The organism is Gallibacterium genomosp. 3 (genome assembly GCF_001678475.1).
Taxonomy (GTDB): domain Bacteria; phylum Pseudomonadota; class Gammaproteobacteria; order Enterobacterales; family Pasteurellaceae; genus Gallibacterium; species Gallibacterium faecale.
In genome coordinates, this window is sequence record NZ_JTJR01000041.1 from 1 (window position 1) to 22,841 (window position 22,841).

A 22,841-nucleotide genomic window follows, 5' to 3' on the forward strand; every position below is an offset into this window, starting at 1 on the left:
AAATAATTATTAGCAACCACTTTGTCCACTTGGTGTAGTTTTTTTAAAATCAGCAACTATTTTGTCTACTACACCAAAAAAGATGATTTTGGTGAAAAAAGAAAGCCCATAGTTATTTAACTATGGGCGAAACTTCTTTTGGTATAAAAACTAAATTTCATAAAAGGAGACAAATAAAACATAGTACCAAAAGAAAAAATTTGGCTCCTCCTGCTGGACTTGAACCAGCGACATATGGATTAACAGTCCACCGTTCTACCGACTGAACTAAGGAGGAATAGCCCCATTGGGCAATGCGGGCTGCATTTTATTGATTTTGGACCCTATTGTCAACAGATAGCATACGTTAATCTGATTTTATTAAATTATTCGCTTATATTTGTTGGTAATGAGGTGAAAATTTGTGGATCTAACAAGATATCTTGTAATGTATATTGTGATAATGACTGATAAAACGCAGCAAAAGCATTGACTAAAATAGGCGGTAATTGGCAATTTGCACTAATGCAACATTGATTTTGCTCACCAAAACATTCGACAATGGCACTTTTTTCTTCTGCAAGACGAATAATATCTTCTAAATTTAATTCACTTGGATGGCGATGCAATCGGATACCGCACCTTTACCACGAATAGATTGAATAAAATTATTCTTGGCTAAATGATGGATAACTTTCATTAAATGGTTTTCGGAAATATTATAGACTGTTGCAATTTCTTGAATAGTGGATAATTTTTCTTGATGTGCAGCTAAATAAAGCAGAACACGTAAATTATAATCAGTAAAGGTACTTAATTTCATAATAGTAACTTGATAACGAATAAGGCATATATATTACGCCTTATTCGTGATTGAAACAATGTACTGCTTATTTGATTAATAATGTTTGGCTTATCTTAGAATCAAGATCCAGAAAATAATTGTAATAAGCCAAATAATATTGCTTCTTGTGGTATTTTTTGCTGATTAAGATAAAAATTGTCCTCTTTTTCCTCAAAATTTAAGAGGTAAGATTTATCTGTTTCAGTTAAAACGCCCTGTATCACTTGTTGTTTTAATGCACGCTGAATATTTTGTTGTACTTCATCAATATCAATTTTATTTTGTGCATTTGTACTATTGATAAATGTAATTGCACCTGAAAGTAGATTATTAATAAATGTTTTATCTAAAGAAAAGTTAAATTTAAATTGATCAAATATCTCGCTCAGATGCCCATTTTGGAATGATGAGTTAAGGTCAGCTTTAGCTAATTTAATATCAGCATTTAATACGAATTTATCTTGATTATTATATATTTCGATCGGGCTAAGAAGTAATTGAGGTTGATTATCTACCAATGTTTTTATTGCTTGATTAAAAGCCAGTTTATCTTGTTCTAAGATAGCTTTAATTAGTTCTGATACAGCTTCTCCTTTGAGGTGATTAAGTTTAACAACAGAGTTGGTTGCAAAATTTATAGCAGATGATTGAGAACTAAACAATAAGTTTTTTGTTTGTGCTGAGTTGCTAATCGAATAAAAGTCTTGGTCTTTGGTAAGTTCGTAATTATTAGTTTGATCTTGATAATTGACAGTAATAATTGTATTAGATTGTTCATCAATTGGCTGAAAAACAGAAAATTCTTTAATTGAACTTTCACCTTTGCCTGTTGCTAAATATTTCCATTCTGTTAATTTTAGAGCTCCTTGAGCAAGGAATTTGTTTATTACTAACTTTGTAGGCTGTTGTTGTTTGTTTTCTTTGATATACATATCAAAATGATCTAATTCCATTAAATATTTGATAGCATTTTTCTCATCAATTTGTAATTGGTATTTACTGCTAGACCAATTACTTTGTGTATCTGATTTTTCATCTTTAAATGATCCAGCATTAACTAGTAGATTAATATCAACTTGTTGTTGATATCCCACGTCAACATTTAATACAAAAGGTTGCCCATTTGGGAAAGTATTAAATATTGAGGCTGTTTTTTCATTTTTAATTAATGTTGTTTCAGTAGAAGCTGCAACGGGCTTGAAGTTAAATTGTTGCAGTAGGTTGAGTGGTAATGCACCATGGTAAATTTTACTATGTAGTGGCATAGTTAGTTTACCAATTTGTAGATCATATTGCATATCACTAGAGAATAGATGCCGTTCTAATTTGACGTTTTCAATTTTAATGATGCCATTATCATTAATTTTTTGGATTACTTGTGGGTAATTCTTTTCAATTTGTGATCCTGTGTACCAAGCGTTACCAACCCAAACGCCTCCAAGCACAATAATGGCAGCAGGAACGATTGCCCATTTTTTCTGCATAATATTCTCCTTAGTTATTTATTTTTTGGTTAGTGAAATTTATTTACACTGATTTTGTGGTTTATTTGCCATAATCTCAATAATTTGGAAATCAGTATGCTGCATACTTTTACAGGCAATAGAACAAAGATTATCAATACTACGATCAATTGTATGTTCAACGATACCTTCATCACCAGTTACCCCTGTTTGATTCATCGCCATTAAAACGGATTTATAGGCAGAGGTAACACTAGTAGATACTTTCATCGCACAGCTGTTAGCAGCCCCATCACATAACATACCGCTAATATCACCAATCATACTGCTAATCGCCATCGCTGCAGTTTCAAAGCGATTCGTAATCAGATAAGAGATACCAGCACAACTTCCCATTGCGGCAGTAGTAACCGCACAAAGTGCAGAGAGTTTTGGCAGTTTACTGTGAATAAAAATGGCCATTAAATGGGATAGAAATAATGCTCGAGTGCGTTGTTCAGCAGTAACATTTAGATGATTAGCGACAACCACAACGGGCATCGTAGCAGTAATGCCTTGATTACCAGATCCAGAATTACTCATTGCAGGGAGAGTGGCGCCACCCATTCTAGCATCAGAAGCCGCTGTGGTTTGGATCATAATTCGCGATAATAAATCATCAGATAACAGACCGTCGCCAATATGTTTTTGTAGTGTACGTGCAATATGTAAGCCATAATCTTGGCTAAGCCCTTCTTGTGAAAGTGCGGCATTTAATTTTTCAGCTTGATTAATAAACTCTATTTTGTCTAAGGCTACTTGCATGGAAAAATCAAAGATATCTTTTGTCGCTAATTGATTAAAAATAGTATATAGATCATTGTCAGCCGCTAATTTAGGCGGGGCTTGATAAATAATTTGATCATTTTTTTCAATCAACATAATTTGAGTATGTTGATCTTCAATCACGACACGCACCCAATCGTTATCCGCGTATAAAGTGGACTCTGCATAAAGAATGTGATCCGTTTGTTTGATAGAAACAGAAACTAAATTTTGTTTAAGCAGTTCTTTTGCTTGGGTAATTTGTGCAGAGGAAATATGTTTTAAGACCTCTAAACCTGCATCAGCATCACCACCTATTGCGCCAATGGCAGCCGCAATAGGTAAACCAACCATGCCAGTGCCTGGAACAGAAACACCTAAGCCATTTTTCATTAAGTTTGGCGAAACTTTTCCAACAATTCTTTCTGGGGTTTTTCCTAAATATTTGGCGGCAGTTGCAGATGCTAATGCAAGAGAAATCGGTTCGGTACAGCCTAGGGCAGGCACAACATCTTGTTTAACAATTTCAATTAGTGCTTGTTCGAAAGGTTGTAAGGATGGATTCATAAGACCTCTTAAATCATAAGCTAAATTTTACGTAAAAATTTCCCCACTAAATATACACGGTAATGTAATAAGTGCTAGTAAAATCAGTAAAAATCCGATGATTTTTCTTGAGAGTAGAGAAAATTAAAAAATTTTTTATGGATGCCCCTTGAAAATCTGATTTTAAGTTCAATTTAGTGTGGCACGAATGATAAGGCGAGCAAGTTTAACTAAAGAAAAATTTAAATTTGCCCTTGTAATTGATAAAAAGAGCCTTATTTAGTCGAACGTCAAAAAAACGAATTTAAAATCAGGAGAATAACGATTATGGGAAAAATTATTGGTATTGACTTAGGTACAACAAACTCATGTGTTGCAGTAATGGATGGTGATAAACCACGTGTTATTGAAAATGCTGAAGGTGATCGTACAACCCCGTCAATTATTGCATATACACAAGATGGTGAAACATTAGTTGGTCAACCTGCAAAACGTCAAGCAGTAACAAATCCAAAAAATACTTTATTTGCAATTAAACGTTTAATTGGTCGTCGTTTTACCGATGATGAAGTACAACGTGATGTTAGCATTATGCCATTTGACATTGTGAAAGCAGATAATGGTGATGCTTGGGTTGAAGTAAAAGGTGACAAAATGGCACCACCGCAAATTTCTGCTGAGGTATTGAAAAAAATGAAGAAAACAGCAGAAGATTTCTTAGGTGAAACTGTGACTGAAGCAGTAATTACTGTGCCTGCTTACTTCAACGATGCACAACGTCAAGCAACTAAAGATGCAGGTCGTATTGCAGGATTAGAAGTAAAACGTATCATTAACGAACCAACAGCAGCAGCATTGGCTTATGGTTTAGATAAAGCAAATGGTAACCATACTATTGCGGTATATGACTTAGGTGGTGGTACATTCGACCTTTCCATCATTGAAATTGATGAAGTTGATGGTGAAAAAACTTTCGAAGTATTAGCGACTAATGGTGATACACACTTAGGTGGTGAAGACTTTGATAACCGCGTTATTAATTATTTAGTTGATGAATTTAAGAAAGAACAAGGTATTGATTTACGTAACGATCCATTAGCAATGCAACGTTTGAAAGAAGCTGGTGAAAAAGCGAAGATTGAGCTTTCTTCAGCACAACAAACAGACGTTAACTTACCATATATCACAGCAGATGCGACTGGACCAAAACACTTAAACATTAAGTTAACTCGTGCAAAATTAGAATCTTTAGTTGAAGATCTTGTTGCTAAATCAATGGAACCAATTCGTGTGGCATTAAAAGATGCGGATTTAAGTGTTTCTGAAATTAATGATGTTATCTTAGTTGGTGGTCAAACTCGTATGCCATTAGTACAGCAAAAAGTTGCTGAATTCTTTGGTAAAGAACCACGTAAAGATGTAAACCCAGATGAAGCGGTTGCGATTGGTGCAGCGGTACAAGGTGGTGTATTAGCGGGTGATGTAAAAGATGTATTGTTATTAGACGTTACTCCATTATCACTTGGTATCGAAACTATGGGTGGTGTAATGACTACCTTAATTGAAAAGAATACAACGATTCCAACGAAGAAATCACAAGTATTCTCAACTGCGGAAGATAACCAAAGTGCAGTAACAATCCACGTGTTACAAGGTGAACGTAAACGTGCAGCAGATAATAAATCATTAGGTCAATTCAATTTAGAAGGTATCAACCCAGCACCACGTGGTATGCCACAAATTGAAGTTACCTTTGATATTGATGCTGATGGTATTATCCATGTTTCTGCAAAAGATAAAGGTACTGGTAAAGAACAACAAATTACGATTAAAGCTTCTTCAGGTTTAAGCGATGAAGAAATTCAACAAATGGTACGTGATGCAGAAGCTAATGCTGAAGCAGACCGTAAATTTGAAGAATTAGTACAAGCTCGTAACCAAGCAGATCACTTAGTTCACTCAACTCGTAAACAATTAAGTGAAGTAGGAGCAAACCTTGCTGCGAGTGATAAAGAAGCTATCGAAAAAGCAGCGAATGAGTTAGAAGCAGCTGCGAAAGGTGAAGATAAAGCAGAAATTGAAGCGAAAACTCAAGCTTTAATTCAAGCAGCAGAAAAATTAATGCAAGCAGCTCAACAACAAGCTCAAGCAGGTCAAGCTCAGCAACAACAAGCACAAGGTAGTGCGAAAAACAACGGTGATGATGTTGTTGATGCAGAGTTTGAAGAGGTAAAAGATAAATAATCTATCCTCCTGATGTGGCAGCTTAAGTTGTTGTATGAGCTGCCACAAATTACGAATGGGCGAAGGTGAAATACCTCGCCCTTTTAGCGTATCCAAAGGGGAGAATTTCATCTCCCATTTCATAAAGAAATAGGAAAGCGAATGGCAAAACGTGATTATTATGAAGTGCTAGGTGTATCAAGATCTGATGATGAAAAAGTGATCAAGAAAGCCTATAAACGCTTAGCAATGAAATTGCACCCAGACCGTAATCAAGGTGATAAAGACGCTGCGGAAAAGTTTAAAGAAGTGCAAGAAGCCTATGATGTATTAGGGGATAAAGAGAAACGTGCTGCTTATGATCAATATGGTCATGCTGCCTTTGAACAAGGTGGTGCTGGAGCTGGTGGTTTTGGCGGTGCTGATTTTGGTGATATTTTTGGTGATATCTTTAGTGATATGTTTGGTGGCGGGCGCGGTCGCCAACGTGTAGTGCGTGGCGAAGATCTCCGTTATGATTTAGAGATTACGTTGGAAGAAGCGGTCAAAGGTGTCAGCAAAGATATCCGTATTGCAACCTTGGCAACTTGTGATACTTGTCATGGTACAGGTGCAAAAGCAGGTTCTAAAGTGGACACTTGTGGCTATTGCCATGGTTCTGGACGTATCCGCCGTCAAAGTGGTTTCTTTGTGCAAGAACAAACTTGTCCTCATTGTCATGGTACTGGAAAAATTATTGAACAACCGTGTGACAGTTGTCATGGCGATGGTCGAGTTCATAAACATAAAAATCTTTCAGTGAAAGTACCTGCCGGTGTAGATACTGGTAATCAGCTTCGCTTAAATGGTGAAGGCGCAGCAGGTGAGAATGGTGCACCACCGGGAGATCTCTATGTTGTCATTCATGTGAAAGAGCATGATATTTTCCAACGTGATGGAAATAATTTGTACTGTGAAGTACCAATCAGTTTCACCCTTGCTGCATTAGGTGGTGAGATTGAAGTGCCAACTTTAGATGGTAAAGTGAAATTAAAAATCCCAGAAGAAACTCAAACAGGTAAATTATTCCGATTACGTGGTAAAGGTGTGACTTCAACCCGTTCACATTATCAAGGTGATTTAATTTGTCGTGTGATTGTTGAAACCCCAGTGAAACTAAATAAAGAACAAAAAGCGTTATTGCAACAATTTGAAAAGAGCTTGGAAGGGCGTAATCAACACCGTCCAAAAGAAAGTGGCTTTTTAGATGGGGTAAAACGTTTCTTTGATAATTTAGGTAAGTAGTTAAATTAATTGAAAAAATAGCGGTTAAATCAAAATAACCGCTATTTTTTTATCTAAATTAAGGTATAACTGGAATTAATTAACTTCCTTTTTTGCGGCGTTTTAATGTATCGATTAATACTGCAACAACAATAATTAAACCTTTTACAATTTGTTGCCAGTAAGGGTCAACGCCAAGCATATTTAAGCCTTTATTAGTAGTACCAATAATTAACGCACCAATTACACACATTGGAATAGTACCAATACCACCACTTAATGACACTCCACCAATAACGGCGGCGGCAATCGCATCTAACTCCCAAGCTAAACCATAAGATGGGTTACCTGCATATGTACGAGCAGCTAACATTGCTCCTGCTAAACCTGATAAAGCACCAGCAAGAACATAAACCCAAATTAAAGTTTTAGTTGTATTAATTCCACAAATTTTAGCAGCATTAAGATTGCCACCCACTGCATAGACATGGCGACCAAACGTTGAACGACTAAGCAAAATATGGGCAGCCACAACAACGACAATATAAAGAATGACTAAGCCTGGTAATCCAAAAACACTTACATCAGAAATCCAAGTAAAGGCTTCAGAAGAAGCATCAATAGGACGACCATCAGAGTAGAGTTGTGCTGCACCACGAGCGATAATCATCATACCTAATGTTGCAATAAATGGTGGGATTGAGCCAATTGCTGTTAAACCACCGTTAATAGCACCTAGCAATGCACCTAAAGCAATAGATAACGCAAAGGCGAGAAAAGCGGCACTTACACTATCGCCACCTGTAACAATAGAAGCAGCGACAACAGATGTGAGAGCTACCATAGAGCCAGATGATAAATCAATACCAGTGGTGACAATGGCAAAAGTTACTCCGATAGCAATAATACCGAACATAGATACTTGCTCAATAATACTCCAAACAGTGCGAGCAGAGAAAAAGCCATCAATGGATACAGATAAAACTAAAAAGAGGGCAATTAAAATAAACACCATTCCATAGGCATTTAGCATTTTTTTTACGGCATCATTCGACATAATAAATTCCTCATACGTAATTAAATTTTAGTTATGTGTTAAACCAGAGGCTAATTCGAGCACTCGTTCTTGGGTTAATTCTTGTTGGGGAATAATTCCTACTTGATGCCCTTCATGCATTACCATGACTCGATCACTCATAGAAAGTAGTTCCAACATATCAGATGTAATCATAATGATAGTTTTACCTTGTTTAGCTAACTCAACCATCAACTTATAAAGCTCAGCTTTTGCTCCAACATCAATACCTTTTGTTGGTTCATCTAGAATTAAAATATCTGGCTCAAGTAATAACCACCGAGCTAAGAGAACCTTTTGTTGATTACCGCCAGAAAGGTTATTGGTGATAACTTCAACATTAGGTGCTTTAATTTTTAATTTCTCTTTTTGTTGAAGTGCTGTTTTTTGTGCTTTAGTAACAGAAATTAGGAAATTTTCGAGATAAGGGGACATCTTAGGCATAATCATATTGTCTGTAATACCTAAGTTAAGAAATAATCCGGTGAGTTTTCGATCTTCTGTAACGAAACCAATTTTATATTTCATTGCATCAAGTGGTGTTTTAATTTCAGCTTTTTGCCCGTGAATATAAATTTCTCCGCTATCAGCTGGTTTATAACCAAAAAGTCCTTCAACAATTTCCGAACGACCAGCACCAACTAATCCTGCAATACCAAAGATTTCACCTTTACGCACTTGGAAACTTACATCTTTGTATTTACCTGCTTTGGTTAAATTCTTCACTTCTAAGATAATTTCATCAGAAATTGTAATGCGTTCACGTTGGAACATTTCGGACATATCACGTCCAACCATCATAGAAATGAGTTCTTCTTTTGTCACTTCGGAGGCAGGTTTAGTACCAATATATTGACCATCGCGAATCACGGTAATTTCATCGGATACTTTAAAGACTTCATCTAACTTATGTGAAATAAAGATGATGGCAATACCGTGGTTTTTAACGGTTTCAATAATTTTGTATAACTGTTCAACTTCAGTTTCAGTCAATGCAGTAGTTGGCTCGTCCATAATGATAACTTTGGCATTATTTGATACAGCAGTCGCAATCGCAACTAGCTGTGCTTTTGCCACAGATACTTCTGACATTTTGACGGTCACATCCATTGGAATACCAAGGCCTTCCAAAATTTTGGCTGCTTTTTCATCCATTTCTTTCTGATTTAAGAAAAATTTTCCTTTGGTAAGTTCTCGACCAAGATAGAAGTTATCGGCAATAGTGAGATTAGCAGCAGGTGAAATTTCTTGAGGTACCATAGTTAAACCTTTACGGATCGCATCAATTGGGCGAGATGGACTAAATGGTTTACCATTTAAAATAAGTTCGCCACCATCATCAGGTGTATAAATACCGTAAAGAATTTTCATTAAAGTTGATTTGCCGGCACCGTTTTCTCCCATTAATGCATGAACGCTGCCTTTTTTAACTTTTAAGTTAATACCATCTAGTGCTTTTACCCCGGGGAATGTTTTTGAAACATTACGCATTTCTAAGATATAAGGGGTATGTGTTAATGAATCCATTTAGAACTCCTTAATATGGGGAATAATTATTCTTTATATTTATTGAGATATTGTTCTTTGTTATTAGGGGTAACTAATTCAAAAGGAATCCAATTGTATAAAGGTACTTGTTCTCCTATTACTGATTTATAAGCCATTTCAATGCTAGTTCTTCCTTGACCTGAGGCTGATTGGTAGATTGTTGCATCTAGTCCATTACCTAAATATTCTAAGGCATCAGGTGTAGCATCAATACCAACTATAAGGAGATCTTGATCTTTGAAACCTAGTTTTTTTGCAGCTAATAAAGCACCGATTGCCATTTCATCATTATTTGCAAGAATGACATTAACATTCTTATTGGCTAGCAATAAATTTTCTGAAACTTCTATAGCTTTAGCACGATCCCATTTAGCTTCTTGCTCAGCGGCAACTTTTATTTCAGGATGTTTACTTAAAATATTTTTATTACCTTCAGTACGTTTAATTTGGGCATCTAAACCTAATGGACCCAGTAGTATGATGGCATTTGCCGCTTTACCATTTAATGCCTCAACAACAAATTTACCTTGCATTTCACCGCTTACAATTTCTTCTGAACCAACATAACTTGTAAGATATTTCATATCTTCTTCGTTAGGTTTTACAGTAACAACAATAAAAGGTATTTTTGCTTTTTTGGCTTTTAATCCAATTGCTTTTACAATTTTTGGATCAGTTGGCATTGCAACAATGGTATCTACATTAGAATCAATAAAATTTTCTACATCATTAAGCATTTTTGTTGGATCGCCATTTGCATCTGCAAAACGTAATTTTAGTTCTGGGTGTTCATCGGCAAATTTTTTCATAGCATCTTGAACATAAGTAGGATATTTATCAGATAAACTATACATAGTGATGCCAATGTTTATTGTTTTTGCAGATAAAGTTGGTATGACTAAACAGCCTATAATGAATATAAAGATCTTTTTAATCATAAGTCATTCCTTTAGTAATGAGGATAGTGAGTTTTGAGAAAAGGACGGAAGTACCGTCCTTTAGTATTAGATAATTATTTATATCTTGCTTTATATTCTTCTTTCTTATCTGGTGTTACCAATTCAAATGGAACCCATTTAATTTTTTCTACTTTTTCGCCTTTCGCTGCACGGTAAGCAGTTTCAGCACCAGTGAAACCTTGTCCTTGAGCTGATTGGAATACAGTAGCATCTAAACCTTTACCTAAATATTCTAATGCATCTGGTGTAGCATCTAAGCCAACAATCAGAATATCTTCATCTTTGATACCAAGTTTACGTGAAGCGAGTACGGCACCAATTGCCATTTCATCATTATTACTTACAACAACGTTGATAGATTTTTGACCAGATAAAACATTTTCTGCAATCGCTAAGCCTCTATCACGTTCCCATTTACCTTCTTGTTCAGCAACGATAGTAATGTTTTTGTGAGCTTTAAATACGTCTTTATTTCCTTCGGTACGTTTTGTTACTGCATCTTGCCCCAAAGGACCTAATAAGATAAGAGCATCACCTTTTTTATCACCAAGAGAATTAACGATAAAATTACCTTGGATACGACCGCCTTCAATTTCATCTGAACCTACAAAGCTAGTTACATATTTATCCAAATCATCTTCATTTGGACGACGGTTTACAATGATTAATGGAATGCCTGCATTTTTTGCTTTGCGGCCGATAGCTTTAACAATATTAGGATCATTAGGAACAACTAATAAAGCATCTACTTTTTGATCAATAAAGGTTTCGACATCACTTAATTGTTTTGCTGAGTCGGCATTTGCATCAGCAAGTTTAAATTCAACATCATCATGTTTTGCATCAAAATCACGAATCGCATCTTGGAGGTAAGTTTGCCATTTATCGGCAAAAGAGTTCATTGGCGCCCCGATAACATAAGTTTTTGCCGTTACCGCTTGGGAAGTAAGTAGCACACCACTACATAGAAGAGTTAATAATGTTTTTTTCATCATAAGATTAGCCTTTTTCAGTTGAGTTAATCACGATGGAAATACAACTATATTCTACAAAGACGTCAATGAAAGAATATAAATTCCAAATTCTGATAATTTGAAATAAATTATCTGGTGCTATGTATAACATTAAGCCATTTTTATGACAATGATGAAGTTAATGAATTGTGAAATATCTCTCATTTTTTATGAAAAAATTTTTGCAGTGGGATATTTAATTTAGTTTATCTATTTTAATCTTTTCTGTTTTTTATTTTGTTTTTTAATTGGTTATGTTTATTTTGCGTGTTTTTTATAGTTGGGCTATTGAGAGAGGAATAGGATAAAAATAAGAACAAGATAGTGAAAAATTGGTTACATAAAAATTTTTTAACAATGAATCGCAATCTTTTCTAGAAAATTAAATTTTCATTTTTTCTCTATTTTGGAAAATTTTGTTATCTTGTGGCAGAACATTGTTTCACGACCTGTTTTAAAGTGACTTCTTGATTAGGAAAGATTTCAGCAACCAATGCTAGGAAGAGTTCTCCTGTTGCAATCGCATCAGCAATGGCATTATGTGCCAGATAGGCGGGTAATCCTTTCTGTTGGCGAATTTTGGCTAATCGTAGATCAGGATTGGTTTGTCCCCAATATTCAGATAGTGAGCGAGCCAAGCAAAGTGTATCTAAAAAGACTAAAGGTAATGGCAAATTAGCAGGTAATTGAAGCGCTTTCTTCAAGAAATTTTTTTCAATAGAAGCGCAATGTGCGATGACAACTTTCCCTGCCAAATAAGGAATAAGACGCTGTAAACACTCTTCTTCACTTAGCCCTAAAGTTAATACTTCAGGGCGAATATGATTGATAATAGCTGTTTCGGGTTTTATCGCATCACCAGCAGAAGATAAATAATAATGCTGTGAGGTAGATAAAGAGAGAACCTGTTGATTTATTTCGACCGTCCCTACCGAGAGAATTCTATCTTGGGCGATATCTAGTCCAGATGTTTCAAAATCTAGAGCAACTAAAGAGAGCTGGGATAACGGAATGTCGCTATTAGGGATCGGACATTGATAAAGAGGTAACGCTAATTTGGGTAAATTAGAGGAACCTAGTGCTTGTTGTCTTTGCTTTTCTAGTTTTTGTAGGCTATCTTGCCAAAAATGCCAAATCATCGTAGTAAACCTTTTGCATTAAAACGTAGTTGTGCTGCTTCCTGATAACGGGCAATAATACGAAACGCATCTTTTAAATGATTACGTTCAAAAGGCGTTAGCGAAGTCGGCTCAATCTCATTACTTAACGGTTGGTGTTGTAATAATGCTTGTTGTTGATGTGATAAGCGTACTTGGCTAATAAAAGATAAAGTTTCGTAGAGTTCCTGCTGACTTGTTTCGCTAATCACTTGTGCTTGGCTGGCGATTTTTAGCCGTTCCATCGTGTTGGTAGTTAAGCTATTAGACGCTAAAGCATAGACTCTGGCTAATTCCACGATAAGATTAATTGCTTGCTTTTTAATATTAAACACTTTCTGGTTAGCCCCATTTTTAGCCAAAACAAATTGTCTAAATAGCCCTAATGGCGGATTAACTCTTAATGAATTAGCAATTAAGAATGCAAGAAAGCGTTGATTGCCTTTGATATGCAATAGAATTGTTTCTTGTAAACGTTGGACGAGAGATTCTTCACCAAATAGAAAACGAATATCTAAATAAACACTAACGTCTAAGAGTGCTTGAGGATCAGGGTTATAAATCCATTGACGGTAGTATTCTTTCCATTTTGCTAACTCAACAGACCATTTTGCTTGATTAGCCATCATTTCTCCTTCACACAATGGGTATCCACATTGTGCTAATCCATGACAAACAAATTGGCTTAGACGTTGAAAATAATCCTGTTCTAAAGGTGTTGGTGAACGCTCTAAAATTAATCCGCTATCTTGATCAGAATTAAAGTGCATCTCTTGTCGAGCGTGAGAACCAATAACAAACCAAGCGTATTGCATCGGTGGTGGACCAAACTCACGTTCTGCAAGTTGTAATAGACGCTTAGTGAAAGCATCTGCAATTAAGCTAAGCATATGCTGGATAACTTGAGCATGGGTGCCTGCTTTTTGCAAAGTGAGAAAAACCGCTTGTTTTTGTGGTACTAAAGCAATCAATTCTTCTAAGGATTCTTGGCGATAAATCCGACTAATCAGGTAAACAGCTTGTACTTTGCTTCTTTCCACTAAACTGGTAGCAGTTAAAACACCAATGATTTGGTTACCATCAATAACAGGTAGGCTTCGTACATTATGCTGCATCATCATCTCAACTGCTTCAATTAACAACGCATTTTTCTCAATGACTTTTGGCTGTTTTGTCATAACAAGATGAATTGGTTGGGTGATTTCAACACCTTCAGCGACCACTCGCTTAGTAATATCTCGGTCAGTAATAATGCCAAGTAATTGTTGTTCTTGCATAATTAAGGCACTGGAACGGTGCATTTTAACCATAATTTTGGCGGTATCTTGAATGGAACAATCTGGCGAAACAATCGCCATTTGTCGATTCATAACACTTTCAACTGTTTTTAAATAAAGCGCTTCTTCCGCAAAGGATTTGGTAGATGATTGTGCTAAGCGTACCCCTTCTTGTGCGGCAAAATGGTTACGGATAGCAGGATTATGCTCAATTAATTGATATAACTTAGTTTTTGGAATTCGGTATAAAAGGGTATTTTCTATAGCAGTGACATGATAATCACCGATACCTTCTTGATCTAATTGACTAAAACCAAATAGATCTTCATCACTTAACCTTGCTCGTAATTCACCAGAAGGTAAACGCTGTTCAACTGCGCCAGAACGAATGATAAATAACCCTTTACCCACAAGTTGTTCTTGAGCCAAAGTTTGATCTTTCATTAAATATAAAATATCAACAGCACCAGCGAGGGCTTTTTGATCATCAGCGGGAAGCAAATCAAAAGGGTGGATATTAGATAAAAAATTAACAATATTTGGCAAAAGTGATGATTCTGTCATAGGAATAACCCTTTAGATAAAATAAACCGCTAAGGCTAGCGGTTTATTTCTTTACTAATCAATGAATTGCAATTATACAGCACCAGAAGCTTTAGTATAACGTAACGCTTGCATAATTGACCATAATACATACCCAATCGCAGCAACCGCCACAACATAGTAAGTTGGCATTACCCAGCCAGCAACATTTTGTGCTAAGAATGTGTACATTGAGATAGACGCTAGGGTAATTAATACTGCAACTGGTTTTGTAAGTGACCAAGGTTGAATATCAACTTGTTCAGTATAGATTTCTTGATAGTCTGTTTGACGAGGGTAGAAGTAACCAACAGTCAACATAAAGATGATGTTTGCTACAAAGAGTAAGCCAATTAAATGGAAGAAGTGGATATCAACTTTGATAATAAAGTTAAAGATAATATATGCACTCATACCGAAGAGTAAGCCTAGTTTTGCGGCAATAGCAGGTACACGTTTGGTTAATAAGCCAACTAATACCACACTAAGAATTGGTGCATTAAACATCCCTTGTAATTGTTGAATAAGATAGAATAAACCCTCGCTGCTGTTTGCAACTAATGGTGCCGCAACCATCGCAATAATAGCTAAGGTTAAACCAAGAATTTTTCCTACTCTAACAACTTGTGTTTCAGATGCTTTTGGATTTAACGATTTTTTGTAAATATTAACTGTGAATAAGGTAACTGATGAATTGAGGGCACCACTAAAGGTTGAGAATACTGCTCCTACCACTACTGCGGCAAAGAAGCCCACTAATAAATCAGGTAATACGAGTTGGACTAAACGTGGGTAAGCGTTATCTGGATTATCCATTTGTCCATTAAAGATATGATATGCAATGATACCCGGTAAAATAATGATACTTGGGATTAATAATTTAAAGAATGCACAAAGGAAAACCCCTTTTTGTCCTTCAGCAAGGTTTTTCGCACCTAACGCTTTTTGTACGATAGATTGGTTGGTACACCAGAAGAACATATTAGAAACAATTAATCCAGTGAATAGTGTTGAGAACGGCACTAGTGAATCTTCTGCGCCAATAGAATTGAATTTTTCTGGATGAGATTCAAAGACTTCAACTAAACCAGACCAAACATTGCTATCACCGACATAACCCAGAGCAAATAGGGTAACTGTTAAACCACCTACAATTAAGCCTACACCGTTTAATGTATCCGCAATAGCGATTGCTTTGATTCCACCAAAAACTGCATAAATCGCACCGATAGCACCTACGCCCCATACCATAATTAGTAGAGCAGTTGAGCGATCAAGATGGAAGACATTAGATACTTGGAATAAGTTTTCTAAGGCAATCGCGCCAGTGTAAAGAACGATTGGTAGCAATGAAATAACATATAAACCTAAGAATAAAATAGAAGTAATTGTGAGCGTTTGTTTGTCAAAACGATTTTCTAAATATTCAGGAATACTGGAGATACCGAGTTTCAAATAACGAGGTAGGAAGAAAATTGCAAATAAAACAATGGTCATTGCCGCCATAACTTCCCATGCCATAACGATAAATCCTGTGCGGAATGATAAGCCATTTAAACCAACTAAATGTTCAGTTGATAGATTCATTAATAGCATGGATGAACCGATATAAATCCCGGTCAATGAACGGCCACCAAGGAAATAGCCTTCAGCGGATTCCGTTAAGTGAGCATTTCGTGTTTTATAATAGGCATAACCAGCAACAAAAGCGGTAAATGCGATAAATGAAATAAAAGCAAACATCATTTTCTCCCTACATCTTATTCATAGCAAAATGCTACGACAATACAAAAGTATAAATAATTAAATCTCTGCTACTGTCACCCATGATTTAGTTTGTGCTGATTGGGCAATCGCTTCTAATACTTGAGAAACGTGATAACCAACATAGAAATCAGGGGTAATTGGTTTGTTATAAAGAAGTCCTTCCACAAGATCTCTTACTTCGACTGCTTTTTGATCATTAAAACCGATACCGTGACCAGCACTAATGCAGAATGGGCGATAATCAGGATGTTCTGGACCAGTTAAAATAGTTTTAAAACCTTGACGATTAGAGGCATCAGCATGAAGGTAAAGCTGTAATTCTGCCATTCTTTCTTGAGTGAAACTAAGTGTACCTTTCGTTCCAGTTACCACATAAGTTAATCCCATTTTTCTACCTGCAGCGATTCGAGAAGATTCAATCGTTCCCATCGCACCATTAGCAAAACGAACTAATGCACTGGCTTGATCTTCATTTTCAACCTCACAAAGTTTATTAGGGTCTTTTGGATCTGGACGTTGTTTAATCACAGTTTGCATATCACCACAAACTTCTTGGATTTCTGAACCGAGCAAATATTCCGCCATATGTACAATATGGGCAGCCAGATCGCCAAGCGTACCTAATCCCGCTAAATGACGATAACAATGCCAATCGATAGGTGTATTTGGATTAGCGAGATAATCTTCATTATGAGTGCCATAGAAATGAATAACATCACCAATTTCACCACTCGCAATAATTTCACGAGCTAATTGGCTAGTTGGATTTTTAGCATAGTTAAAACCAACAAGTGTTTTCACTCCAGCTTGCTTAGCTGCAAGATACATCTGTTTAGCTTCTGCGGCTGTTAATGCAAGTGGCTTTTCAGAATAGACGGTTTTGCCGTGTTGGATTGCGGCAAGGGCAATCTCTTTGTGTAAGAAATTTGGTGTACAAATATCAACGACATCAACGTTTGGAGCGGCAACTAATTCCTGCCAATTTGCAGTTGAACGGCGGAAACCGAATTCTTTTGCACGTTGTGCAGCTAATTCAGGTGTTACTTCAGCAAGGTATTCCAACTCTACTTTACCTTGTAAGTTAAAGACGGTTGGTAATTGTGCATAAGCAATAGCGTGGCAACGGCCAATATAGCCAGTACCAACTAAACCGATTCTTACTTTGTCCATGTTTATCTCCTTTTTCACTAAGGTGTACGGATATCTACTGTTCAACAATCATATCTAAATGGTTTATTAGGTATGGTGGTATTGTAGGATTGTGATTGAGGTGTAACATACTATTGCAAAATGGAAATTTCAATTCATCTTTTTATTTAAATAAAAAATTTATTTCATTTTTGTGATCTAGGTAGAAATATTGAAAATCTACAAAATAAAAGGCTTGAAATGATTTGAAAAAGCATATCTATATATCATTGCTCAATAAAAATAAAAGAATATTTGTTCTATATTTTTTTTTGATGAAAAAATAGACAAAGAAATTTTCTGCCTAATATTAGAGATTATAACGATTAATCACCTTGTAATTGCATAAAACGTTCTCGTAACGCATGTAATTGATCTCGAGTTTGTGCCGCTTTTTCAAATTCCAGATCTTGGGCAAATTTATACATTTGCTGTTCAAGGCGCTTAATCTCTTTTTGTAACTCTTTCGCATTATTCACTGGGAGATAAGTAGCGGTTGGTTCTGCGGCTTTGGCAATCCGTTGTTTTTTCCCTTTAGGATTAAGGCTTTGACCAATATCTAAGATTTCGCCAATCTTCTTATTTAGCGCTTTTGGCACAATGCCGTGCGCTTCATTATAAGCTTGTTGTTTTTGACGGCGGCGTTCGGTTTCATCAATCGCACGTTGCATTGATGGAGTAATATGATCAGCGTAAAGAATTGCTTTACCGTGTAAGTTACGTGCAGCGCGACCAATAGTTTGAATTAAGGAACGCTCTGAACGCAAGAAGCCTTCTTTATCTGCATCAAGAATAGCAACGAGTGATACTTCTGGCATATCTAATCCTTCACGTAACAAGTTAATACCAACTAAAACATCAAATTCACCTGCACGTAAATCTCGAATAATTTCTACCCGTTCAACAGTATCAATGTCTGAGTGTAAATAACGAACTAACACACCATGTTCGGCTAAGTAATCGGTAAGATCTTCAGCCATTTTTTTTGTTAATGTGGTAACGAGAACACGTTCATTTTTGTCCACTCTTAGGCGGATTTCGGATAATAAATCATCAACTTGTGTAGAAACAGGGCGAACTTCAATTTCAGGATCTAATAATCCAGTTGGACGAACGACTTGATCGATAATTTCATCGCCTGATTTTTCTAACTCATAAGGACCTGGCGTAGCAGAAACATAAATTGTTTGTGGGGCTAAGCGTTCAAACTCTTCAAAACGAAGCGGACGATTATCTAAAGCAGAGGGTAGACGAAAACCGTATTCTACTAAGGTTTCTTTACGAGAACGGTCACCACGATACATCCCGCCAATTTGTGGAACAGTAACGTGTGATTCATCAATAATTAATAAACCATCACTCGGAATATAATCAAATAGAGTTGGTGGTGGTTCTCCTTCTTTTCGCCCCGATAAATAGCGAGAATAGTTTTCAATGCCAGAGCAATAGCCTAATTCATTCATCATTTCGATATCAAATTGAGTACGTTGGGTAATCCGTTGTTCTTCAACTAATTTATGTTCTTTAATAAAGTATTCTCGCCGCTGAACTAACTCTTGTTTAATTAATTCAATAGCTTCTAAGATGCGTTCTCTTGGTGTGACATAGTGTGTCTTTGGATAGACGGTATAACGAGGAACTACGCCTAAAGAACGATTTGTTAATGGATCAAATAGACTTAAGCGTTCAATTTCTTCATCAAATAGCTCAACGCGTAATGCAACATCATCAGATTCAGCGGGGAAGATATCAATAACATCGCCATGAACACGGAAAGTACCGCGTTGGAACGCTTGATCATTGCGGGTGTATTGCAATGCAGCAAGATGCGACAAAATTTGACGCTGATCGATTAATGCCCCGGTTTGTAGATGTAGCATCATTTTTAAATAAGACTCAGGATCGCCCAAACCATAGATAGCAGAAACGGAGGTCACCACAATAGTATCGCGGCGTTCCAAAAAAGATTTAGTCGCCGACAACCGCATCTGTTCAATCTGATCATTAATCGAAGCATCTTTCTCTATAAAAGTATCACTGGCGGGGACATAGGCCTCAGGTTGATAGTAATCATAGTAAGACACGAAATATTCCACCGCATTTTCTGGGAAAAATGCTTTCATTTCAGCATAGAGTTGCGCTGCGAGCGTTTTATTGGGTGCAAAAATCATGGCAGGACGATTTAACTGTGCAATGACATTAGCAATAGTAAATGTTTTACCTGAACCAGTTACACCAAGTAAGGTTTGATGAGCTAAGCCATCATTTAAATTTTCTACTAATTTAGCAATGGCGGCAGGCTGATCGCCAGAGGGTTTGAAATCAGAATGAAGAATAAAAGGTTTACTATTTTTTTTCATAACAAGGTTATTAAGATCTAAATGCTGGTCGTGAATTTTATCATAGTTCCAGCATAAGCTGAATTTCTTGCCAGATAACATTGCGGTTCGCCACAATAGAATTCTTGTATATAACGATTTATAATTTCTTATAACATTAATTTATTAGAGAAATGAAAAATGACAATAAAATCTTTGTTACCAGGTGTTTTACTTGCTGGTGTAGTAACAGCTATTGCATTTACTTTAACTTATTTGGGGATTGGGAAATCATTAGGGATTAGTGCATTAACTTTTGCGATCTTAATTGGTATGTTGGTTGGCAACACGGTTTATCCAAAGATAGCAGAGATTTCCCAAACAGGGGTAAATTTCTCCAAAGGAATTTTATTGCGTACAGGCATTATTCTGTATGGTTTTCGGATTACTTTTCAACAAATTGATTCGGTTGGGATGAATGCGATTGCTACGGATGCTGTAATGTTGCTGTCAACATTTTTGATTGCCTGTTGGTTAGGAATGAAATGGTTAAAAATTGATAGAGAAACAACATTATTGTGTGCGACTGGGGCAAGTATTTGTGGAGCAGCTGCAGTAATGGCGGCTGAACCAGTGGTAAAAGCTCAATCGCATAAAGTTTCAGTTGCAATAGCTACGGTAGTAATTTTTGGCACAATAGCGATGTTTACGTATCCTATATTCCATACTTGGCTTAATCAATTTATTAGTGAGTATCAGTTTGGAATTTATATTGGATCAACAGTACATGAAGTCGCTCAAGTTTATGCAGCAGGGCAGAATATTAATAGCCAAATAGCAGATAGTGCTGTAATTACTAAAATGATTCGTGTCATGATGTTAGCCCCGTTTTTATTAGGCCTTTCTTATTTTTTAAGTCGAGAATCATCATCAGATACACAAACCAGAAAAATTAATATTCCATGGTTTGCTGTTTGGTTCATTATTGTTGCTGTGATTAATTCTTTCCCGATTGTGTCTGAAATCATTACTCATTGGCTGGTCGAGTTGGATACGATTTTATTAATGATGGCGATGTCTGCATTAGGATTAACAACACATATTGATGCAATTAAAAAAGCAGGAGCAAAACCACTTATTCTTGGTTTAATTGTTTTCTTCTGGCTATCGATAGGTGGCTTTTTAATTAATTTGATTAGTCAGTTGTTGTTTAAGTAAACAAAAATGGGGCAAAAAATGCTCCATTATTTTTAATTGTTAACAAAAAGAAAAAATAGAAAAAGCTTGAAAAATAGTAAGTTTTGCACAGACTTATTTTTGTCAAGTTTTTTTTTATTTATTTTTTTAGCGAAAAATATAATCTTTACTGGATTTTATATAACTTATTGATTTTAAAAGAAATGCTATTTTGCAAACAATTTTAATTGTGACTAATATAATCCCTTATCCTACAAGGACTCACAGAAAATTAATAAAAGTATTCCACAAAGTTATCCACAGGTTGTGTGGATAGAAAAATGTCCTCCAAATTTGAATAATGGATCATCAAATTGGTGAAAATTTAGTATGGAAAGCTAATTAGAGTAGATGTTATAGGATAATAGCAATACAGAAACACCTGTATTGCTAGATAGATAATATTTATTTGAGATTACGATAAGTAAATAGCCAATAACCGAAGACAGCAACAGATACACAGACAATCATTGTTGCTAACATCGGAATAGCGCTAGTTACTGGCACTAAAGCGAGTAGTGATCCCACAACTGCACCTCCGCCAAAACGTAAAGTACCTAGTACTGAATTTGCGGTACCAGCCGTCCTCGGGAATTTTTCTAAAATTAATGCAGCTGAATTAGCACCAATAGTAGAATTCATTCCAATAAACCAAGAAATTCCAAGTGCCATAGGCCAGAATCCAAGGTCACAAACTGCTACAATGAATAACCACAGCCCTGCGGCAGCTTGCATACCTAAGCCAAATTGCAGCATACGTTCAGCACCTACTTTGCCGACAATTTTGCCATTAATTACAGTAAATGTAGCCATAACCGCAATATTCATCATAAAGAAATAACCGAAGTTTTGTACTTTTACCCCATAAATATCGATATATACGAGTGAACCGGAAGTGAGGAAAGCGAATAAACCGGCAAAAGAAAATGTAGAAACAATTAAATAACCGATCACTTCTTTGATTCTTAATACACTCCAGAATTGACGTAAGATATTTCTTAAAGAGAAAGCTTGACGTTTTTCTTGATCTAAAGTTTCTGGAATTCGCCATGCAAATAACGAACCACTGGTAATTCCAACCACTACTAATAAATAAAAAATCGTATGCCAATGGAAATACTGCACGATATATCCACCAATAATCGGAGCTAACAATGGAGCAATCATTAGCACTAGAGTGACTAAAGACATCATTTTAGAAAAATCATTTTTACTAAATAGATCACGTAGTAGTGCACCAAGGACAACCACAGGTGCAGCTGCGAAGAAACCTTGTAATAAGCGTAACCAAATAAAATGATGGATATTATTAATTTGGGTTAGCCCTAATGCAGCAATGGTACTAATCATTAAACCAAAAAGAATAATTGGTTTACGTCCAACACTATCAGCAATAGGTCCCCAGACTAATTGTCCAACTCCCATTCCGAGAGTGAACATAGTTAAAGTATATTGGACTTGACTAGATGGTATGTTTAAATCTTTAGTGATATTTAAAAATGCTGGAAGGTACATATCAATGCCGAGTGGTGGCATCATGGACAATAGTCCTAAAATTAATACAAAGATAAAGTTAATTCTTACTTTTTTATTTCCCAT

17 protein-coding genes and 1 tRNA gene are annotated in these 22,841 nt (G+C 36.1%); 3 read left to right on the forward strand and 15 right to left on the reverse strand.

The features are described 5' to 3' along the window. Nucleotides 1–201 precede the first annotated feature (201 nt). The 5 genes from QV06_RS09490 to QV06_RS09505 all read right to left on the reverse strand — a co-directional run bounded on the left by QV06_RS09490 (nucleotide 202) and on the right by QV06_RS09505 (nucleotide 3,657). Nucleotides 202–277 (reverse strand) — tRNA-Asn (locus QV06_RS09490). An 88-nt stretch (nucleotides 278–365) separates the two neighbouring features. Then, a complete protein-coding gene (locus tag QV06_RS12105; RefSeq protein WP_280641932.1) occupies nucleotides 366–608 on the reverse strand; it encodes an RrF2 family transcriptional regulator in 243 nt (80 codons plus the stop codon). Continuing rightward, nucleotides 584–802 (reverse strand): RrF2 family transcriptional regulator, encoded by a 219-nt coding sequence (locus QV06_RS12110; protein WP_280641933.1) that lies wholly within the window; start codon nucleotides 800–802, stop codon nucleotides 584–586. Before QV06_RS12110 ends, QV06_RS12105 begins: the two co-directional genes overlap by 25 nt. 101 nt (nucleotides 803–903) lie before the next feature. Continuing rightward, nucleotides 904–2,307 carry a YdgA family protein gene (locus tag QV06_RS09500; protein ID WP_065237925.1) on the reverse strand — a complete coding sequence of 468 codons (1,404 nt, stop codon included), beginning with the start codon at nucleotides 2,305–2,307 and terminating at the stop codon, nucleotides 904–906. A 39-nt stretch (nucleotides 2,308–2,346) separates the two neighbouring features. Beyond that, nucleotides 2,347–3,657 (reverse strand): serine dehydratase subunit alpha family protein, encoded by a 1,311-nt coding sequence (locus QV06_RS09505; protein ID WP_065237926.1) that lies wholly within the window; start codon nucleotides 3,655–3,657, stop codon nucleotides 2,347–2,349. 306 nt (nucleotides 3,658–3,963) lie between these two features. On the opposite strand from QV06_RS09505, the gene dnaK reads away from it, so the two are divergent. Both dnaK and dnaJ read left to right on the forward strand, forming a co-directional pair. Next, nucleotides 3,964–5,880, forward strand: coding sequence for a molecular chaperone DnaK (gene dnaK / locus QV06_RS09510; protein WP_065237927.1), 1,917 nt, complete (start codon nucleotides 3,964–3,966; stop codon nucleotides 5,878–5,880). Between the two features lie 141 nt (nucleotides 5,881–6,021). Continuing rightward, complete coding sequence (gene dnaJ / locus QV06_RS09515; protein ID WP_065237928.1) at nucleotides 6,022–7,143, forward strand: molecular chaperone DnaJ; 1,122 nt, start codon at nucleotides 6,022–6,024, stop codon at nucleotides 7,141–7,143. A gap of 79 nt (nucleotides 7,144–7,222) precedes the next feature. On the opposite strand, the gene QV06_RS09520 is transcribed toward dnaJ, so the two are convergent. The 9 genes from QV06_RS09520 to uvrB form a co-directional block, all read right to left on the reverse strand. Beyond that, on the reverse strand, nucleotides 7,223–8,179 hold the full coding sequence (locus tag QV06_RS09520) for an ABC transporter permease (protein ID WP_065234574.1): 957 nt from the start codon (nucleotides 8,177–8,179) through the stop codon (nucleotides 7,223–7,225). 27 nt (nucleotides 8,180–8,206) lie between these two features. Continuing rightward, nucleotides 8,207–9,724 (reverse strand): sugar ABC transporter ATP-binding protein, encoded by a 1,518-nt coding sequence (locus QV06_RS09525; protein ID WP_065237929.1) that lies wholly within the window; start codon nucleotides 9,722–9,724, stop codon nucleotides 8,207–8,209. Between the two features lie 26 nt (nucleotides 9,725–9,750). After that, nucleotides 9,751–10,683: a sugar ABC transporter substrate-binding protein gene (locus QV06_RS09530; RefSeq protein ID WP_065237930.1), complete on the reverse strand. Its 933-nt coding sequence runs from the start codon at nucleotides 10,681–10,683 to the stop codon at nucleotides 9,751–9,753. Nucleotides 10,684–10,757: 74 nt separating this feature from the next. Further along, nucleotides 10,758–11,696: a substrate-binding domain-containing protein gene (locus QV06_RS09535; protein WP_065237946.1), complete on the reverse strand. Its 939-nt coding sequence runs from the start codon at nucleotides 11,694–11,696 to the stop codon at nucleotides 10,758–10,760. 440 nt (nucleotides 11,697–12,136) lie between these two features. Further along, complete coding sequence (locus QV06_RS09540) at nucleotides 12,137–12,856, reverse strand: 3'-5' exonuclease (RefSeq protein WP_065237931.1); 720 nt, start codon at nucleotides 12,854–12,856, stop codon at nucleotides 12,137–12,139. Then, nucleotides 12,853–14,715 (reverse strand): DUF294 nucleotidyltransferase-like domain-containing protein, encoded by a 1,863-nt coding sequence (locus tag QV06_RS09545; RefSeq protein ID WP_065237932.1) that lies wholly within the window; start codon nucleotides 14,713–14,715, stop codon nucleotides 12,853–12,855. The genes QV06_RS09540 and QV06_RS09545 overlap by 4 nt, the downstream gene beginning before the upstream one ends. A 72-nt stretch (nucleotides 14,716–14,787) precedes the next feature. After that, nucleotides 14,788–16,479, reverse strand: a complete 1,692-nt coding sequence (locus QV06_RS09550; RefSeq protein WP_245174279.1) for a solute:sodium symporter family transporter — start codon at nucleotides 16,477–16,479, stop codon at nucleotides 14,788–14,790. A gap of 57 nt (nucleotides 16,480–16,536) precedes the next feature. Beyond that, on the reverse strand, nucleotides 16,537–17,670 hold the full coding sequence (locus QV06_RS09555; protein ID WP_065237934.1) for a Gfo/Idh/MocA family protein: 1,134 nt from the start codon (nucleotides 17,668–17,670) through the stop codon (nucleotides 16,537–16,539). Between the two features lie 344 nt (nucleotides 17,671–18,014). Continuing rightward, the gene (gene uvrB / locus QV06_RS09560) at nucleotides 18,015–20,048 is read right to left on the reverse strand and encodes an excinuclease ABC subunit UvrB (RefSeq protein WP_065237947.1); all 2,034 of its coding nucleotides are present in this window, start codon (nucleotides 20,046–20,048) and stop codon (nucleotides 18,015–18,017) included. A 159-nt stretch (nucleotides 20,049–20,207) separates the two neighbouring features. Between uvrB and QV06_RS09565 the strand changes: the two genes are divergently transcribed. Then, on the forward strand, nucleotides 20,208–21,224 hold the full coding sequence (locus QV06_RS09565; protein ID WP_065237935.1) for a YeiH family protein: 1,017 nt from the start codon (nucleotides 20,208–20,210) through the stop codon (nucleotides 21,222–21,224). Nucleotides 21,225–21,647: 423 nt separating this feature from the next. Here QV06_RS09565 and QV06_RS09570 read toward each other — a convergent pair whose 3' ends face one another. Beyond that, on the reverse strand, nucleotides 21,648–22,841 hold the full coding sequence (locus QV06_RS09570) for a Bcr/CflA family multidrug efflux MFS transporter (protein ID WP_065237936.1): 1,194 nt from the start codon (nucleotides 22,839–22,841) through the stop codon (nucleotides 21,648–21,650).

What these genes read in the sequence shown, in the direction of transcription:
- QV06_RS12110 (WP_280641933.1), bottom strand. Translation starts at nt 802, where the DNA reads ATGAAATTAAGTACCTTTACTGATTATAATTTACGTGTTCTGCTTTAT.
- QV06_RS09500 (WP_065237925.1), bottom strand. Translation starts at nt 2,307, where the DNA reads ATGCAGAAAAAATGGGCAATCGTTCCTGCTGCCATTATTGTGCTTGGA.
- QV06_RS09505 (WP_065237926.1), bottom strand. Translation starts at nt 3,657, where the DNA reads ATGAATCCATCCTTACAACCTTTCGAACAAGCACTAATTGAAATTGTT.
- dnaK (WP_065237927.1), top strand. Translation starts at nt 3,964, where the DNA reads ATGGGAAAAATTATTGGTATTGACTTAGGTACAACAAACTCATGTGTT.
- dnaJ (WP_065237928.1), top strand. Translation starts at nt 6,022, where the DNA reads ATGGCAAAACGTGATTATTATGAAGTGCTAGGTGTATCAAGATCTGAT.
- QV06_RS09520 (WP_065234574.1), bottom strand. Translation starts at nt 8,179, where the DNA reads ATGTCGAATGATGCCGTAAAAAAAATGCTAAATGCCTATGGAATGGTG.
- QV06_RS09525 (WP_065237929.1), bottom strand. Translation starts at nt 9,724, where the DNA reads ATGGATTCATTAACACATACCCCTTATATCTTAGAAATGCGTAATGTT.
- QV06_RS09530 (WP_065237930.1), bottom strand. Translation starts at nt 10,683, where the DNA reads ATGATTAAAAAGATCTTTATATTCATTATAGGCTGTTTAGTCATACCA.
- QV06_RS09535 (WP_065237946.1), bottom strand. Translation starts at nt 11,696, where the DNA reads ATGAAAAAAACATTATTAACTCTTCTATGTAGTGGTGTGCTACTTACT.
- QV06_RS09540 (WP_065237931.1), bottom strand. Translation starts at nt 12,856, where the DNA reads ATGATTTGGCATTTTTGGCAAGATAGCCTACAAAAACTAGAAAAGCAA.
- QV06_RS09545 (WP_065237932.1), bottom strand. Translation starts at nt 14,715, where the DNA reads ATGACAGAATCATCACTTTTGCCAAATATTGTTAATTTTTTATCTAAT.
- QV06_RS09550 (WP_245174279.1), bottom strand. Translation starts at nt 16,479, where the DNA reads ATGATGTTTGCTTTTATTTCATTTATCGCATTTACCGCTTTTGTTGCT.
- QV06_RS09555 (WP_065237934.1), bottom strand. Translation starts at nt 17,670, where the DNA reads ATGGACAAAGTAAGAATCGGTTTAGTTGGTACTGGCTATATTGGCCGT.
- uvrB (WP_065237947.1), bottom strand. Translation starts at nt 20,048, where the DNA reads ATGAAAAAAAATAGTAAACCTTTTATTCTTCATTCTGATTTCAAACCC.
- QV06_RS09565 (WP_065237935.1), top strand. Translation starts at nt 20,208, where the DNA reads ATGACAATAAAATCTTTGTTACCAGGTGTTTTACTTGCTGGTGTAGTA.
- QV06_RS09570 (WP_065237936.1), bottom strand. Translation starts at nt 22,841, where the DNA reads ATGGGAAATAAAAAAGTAAGAATTAACTTTATCTTTGTATTAATTTTA.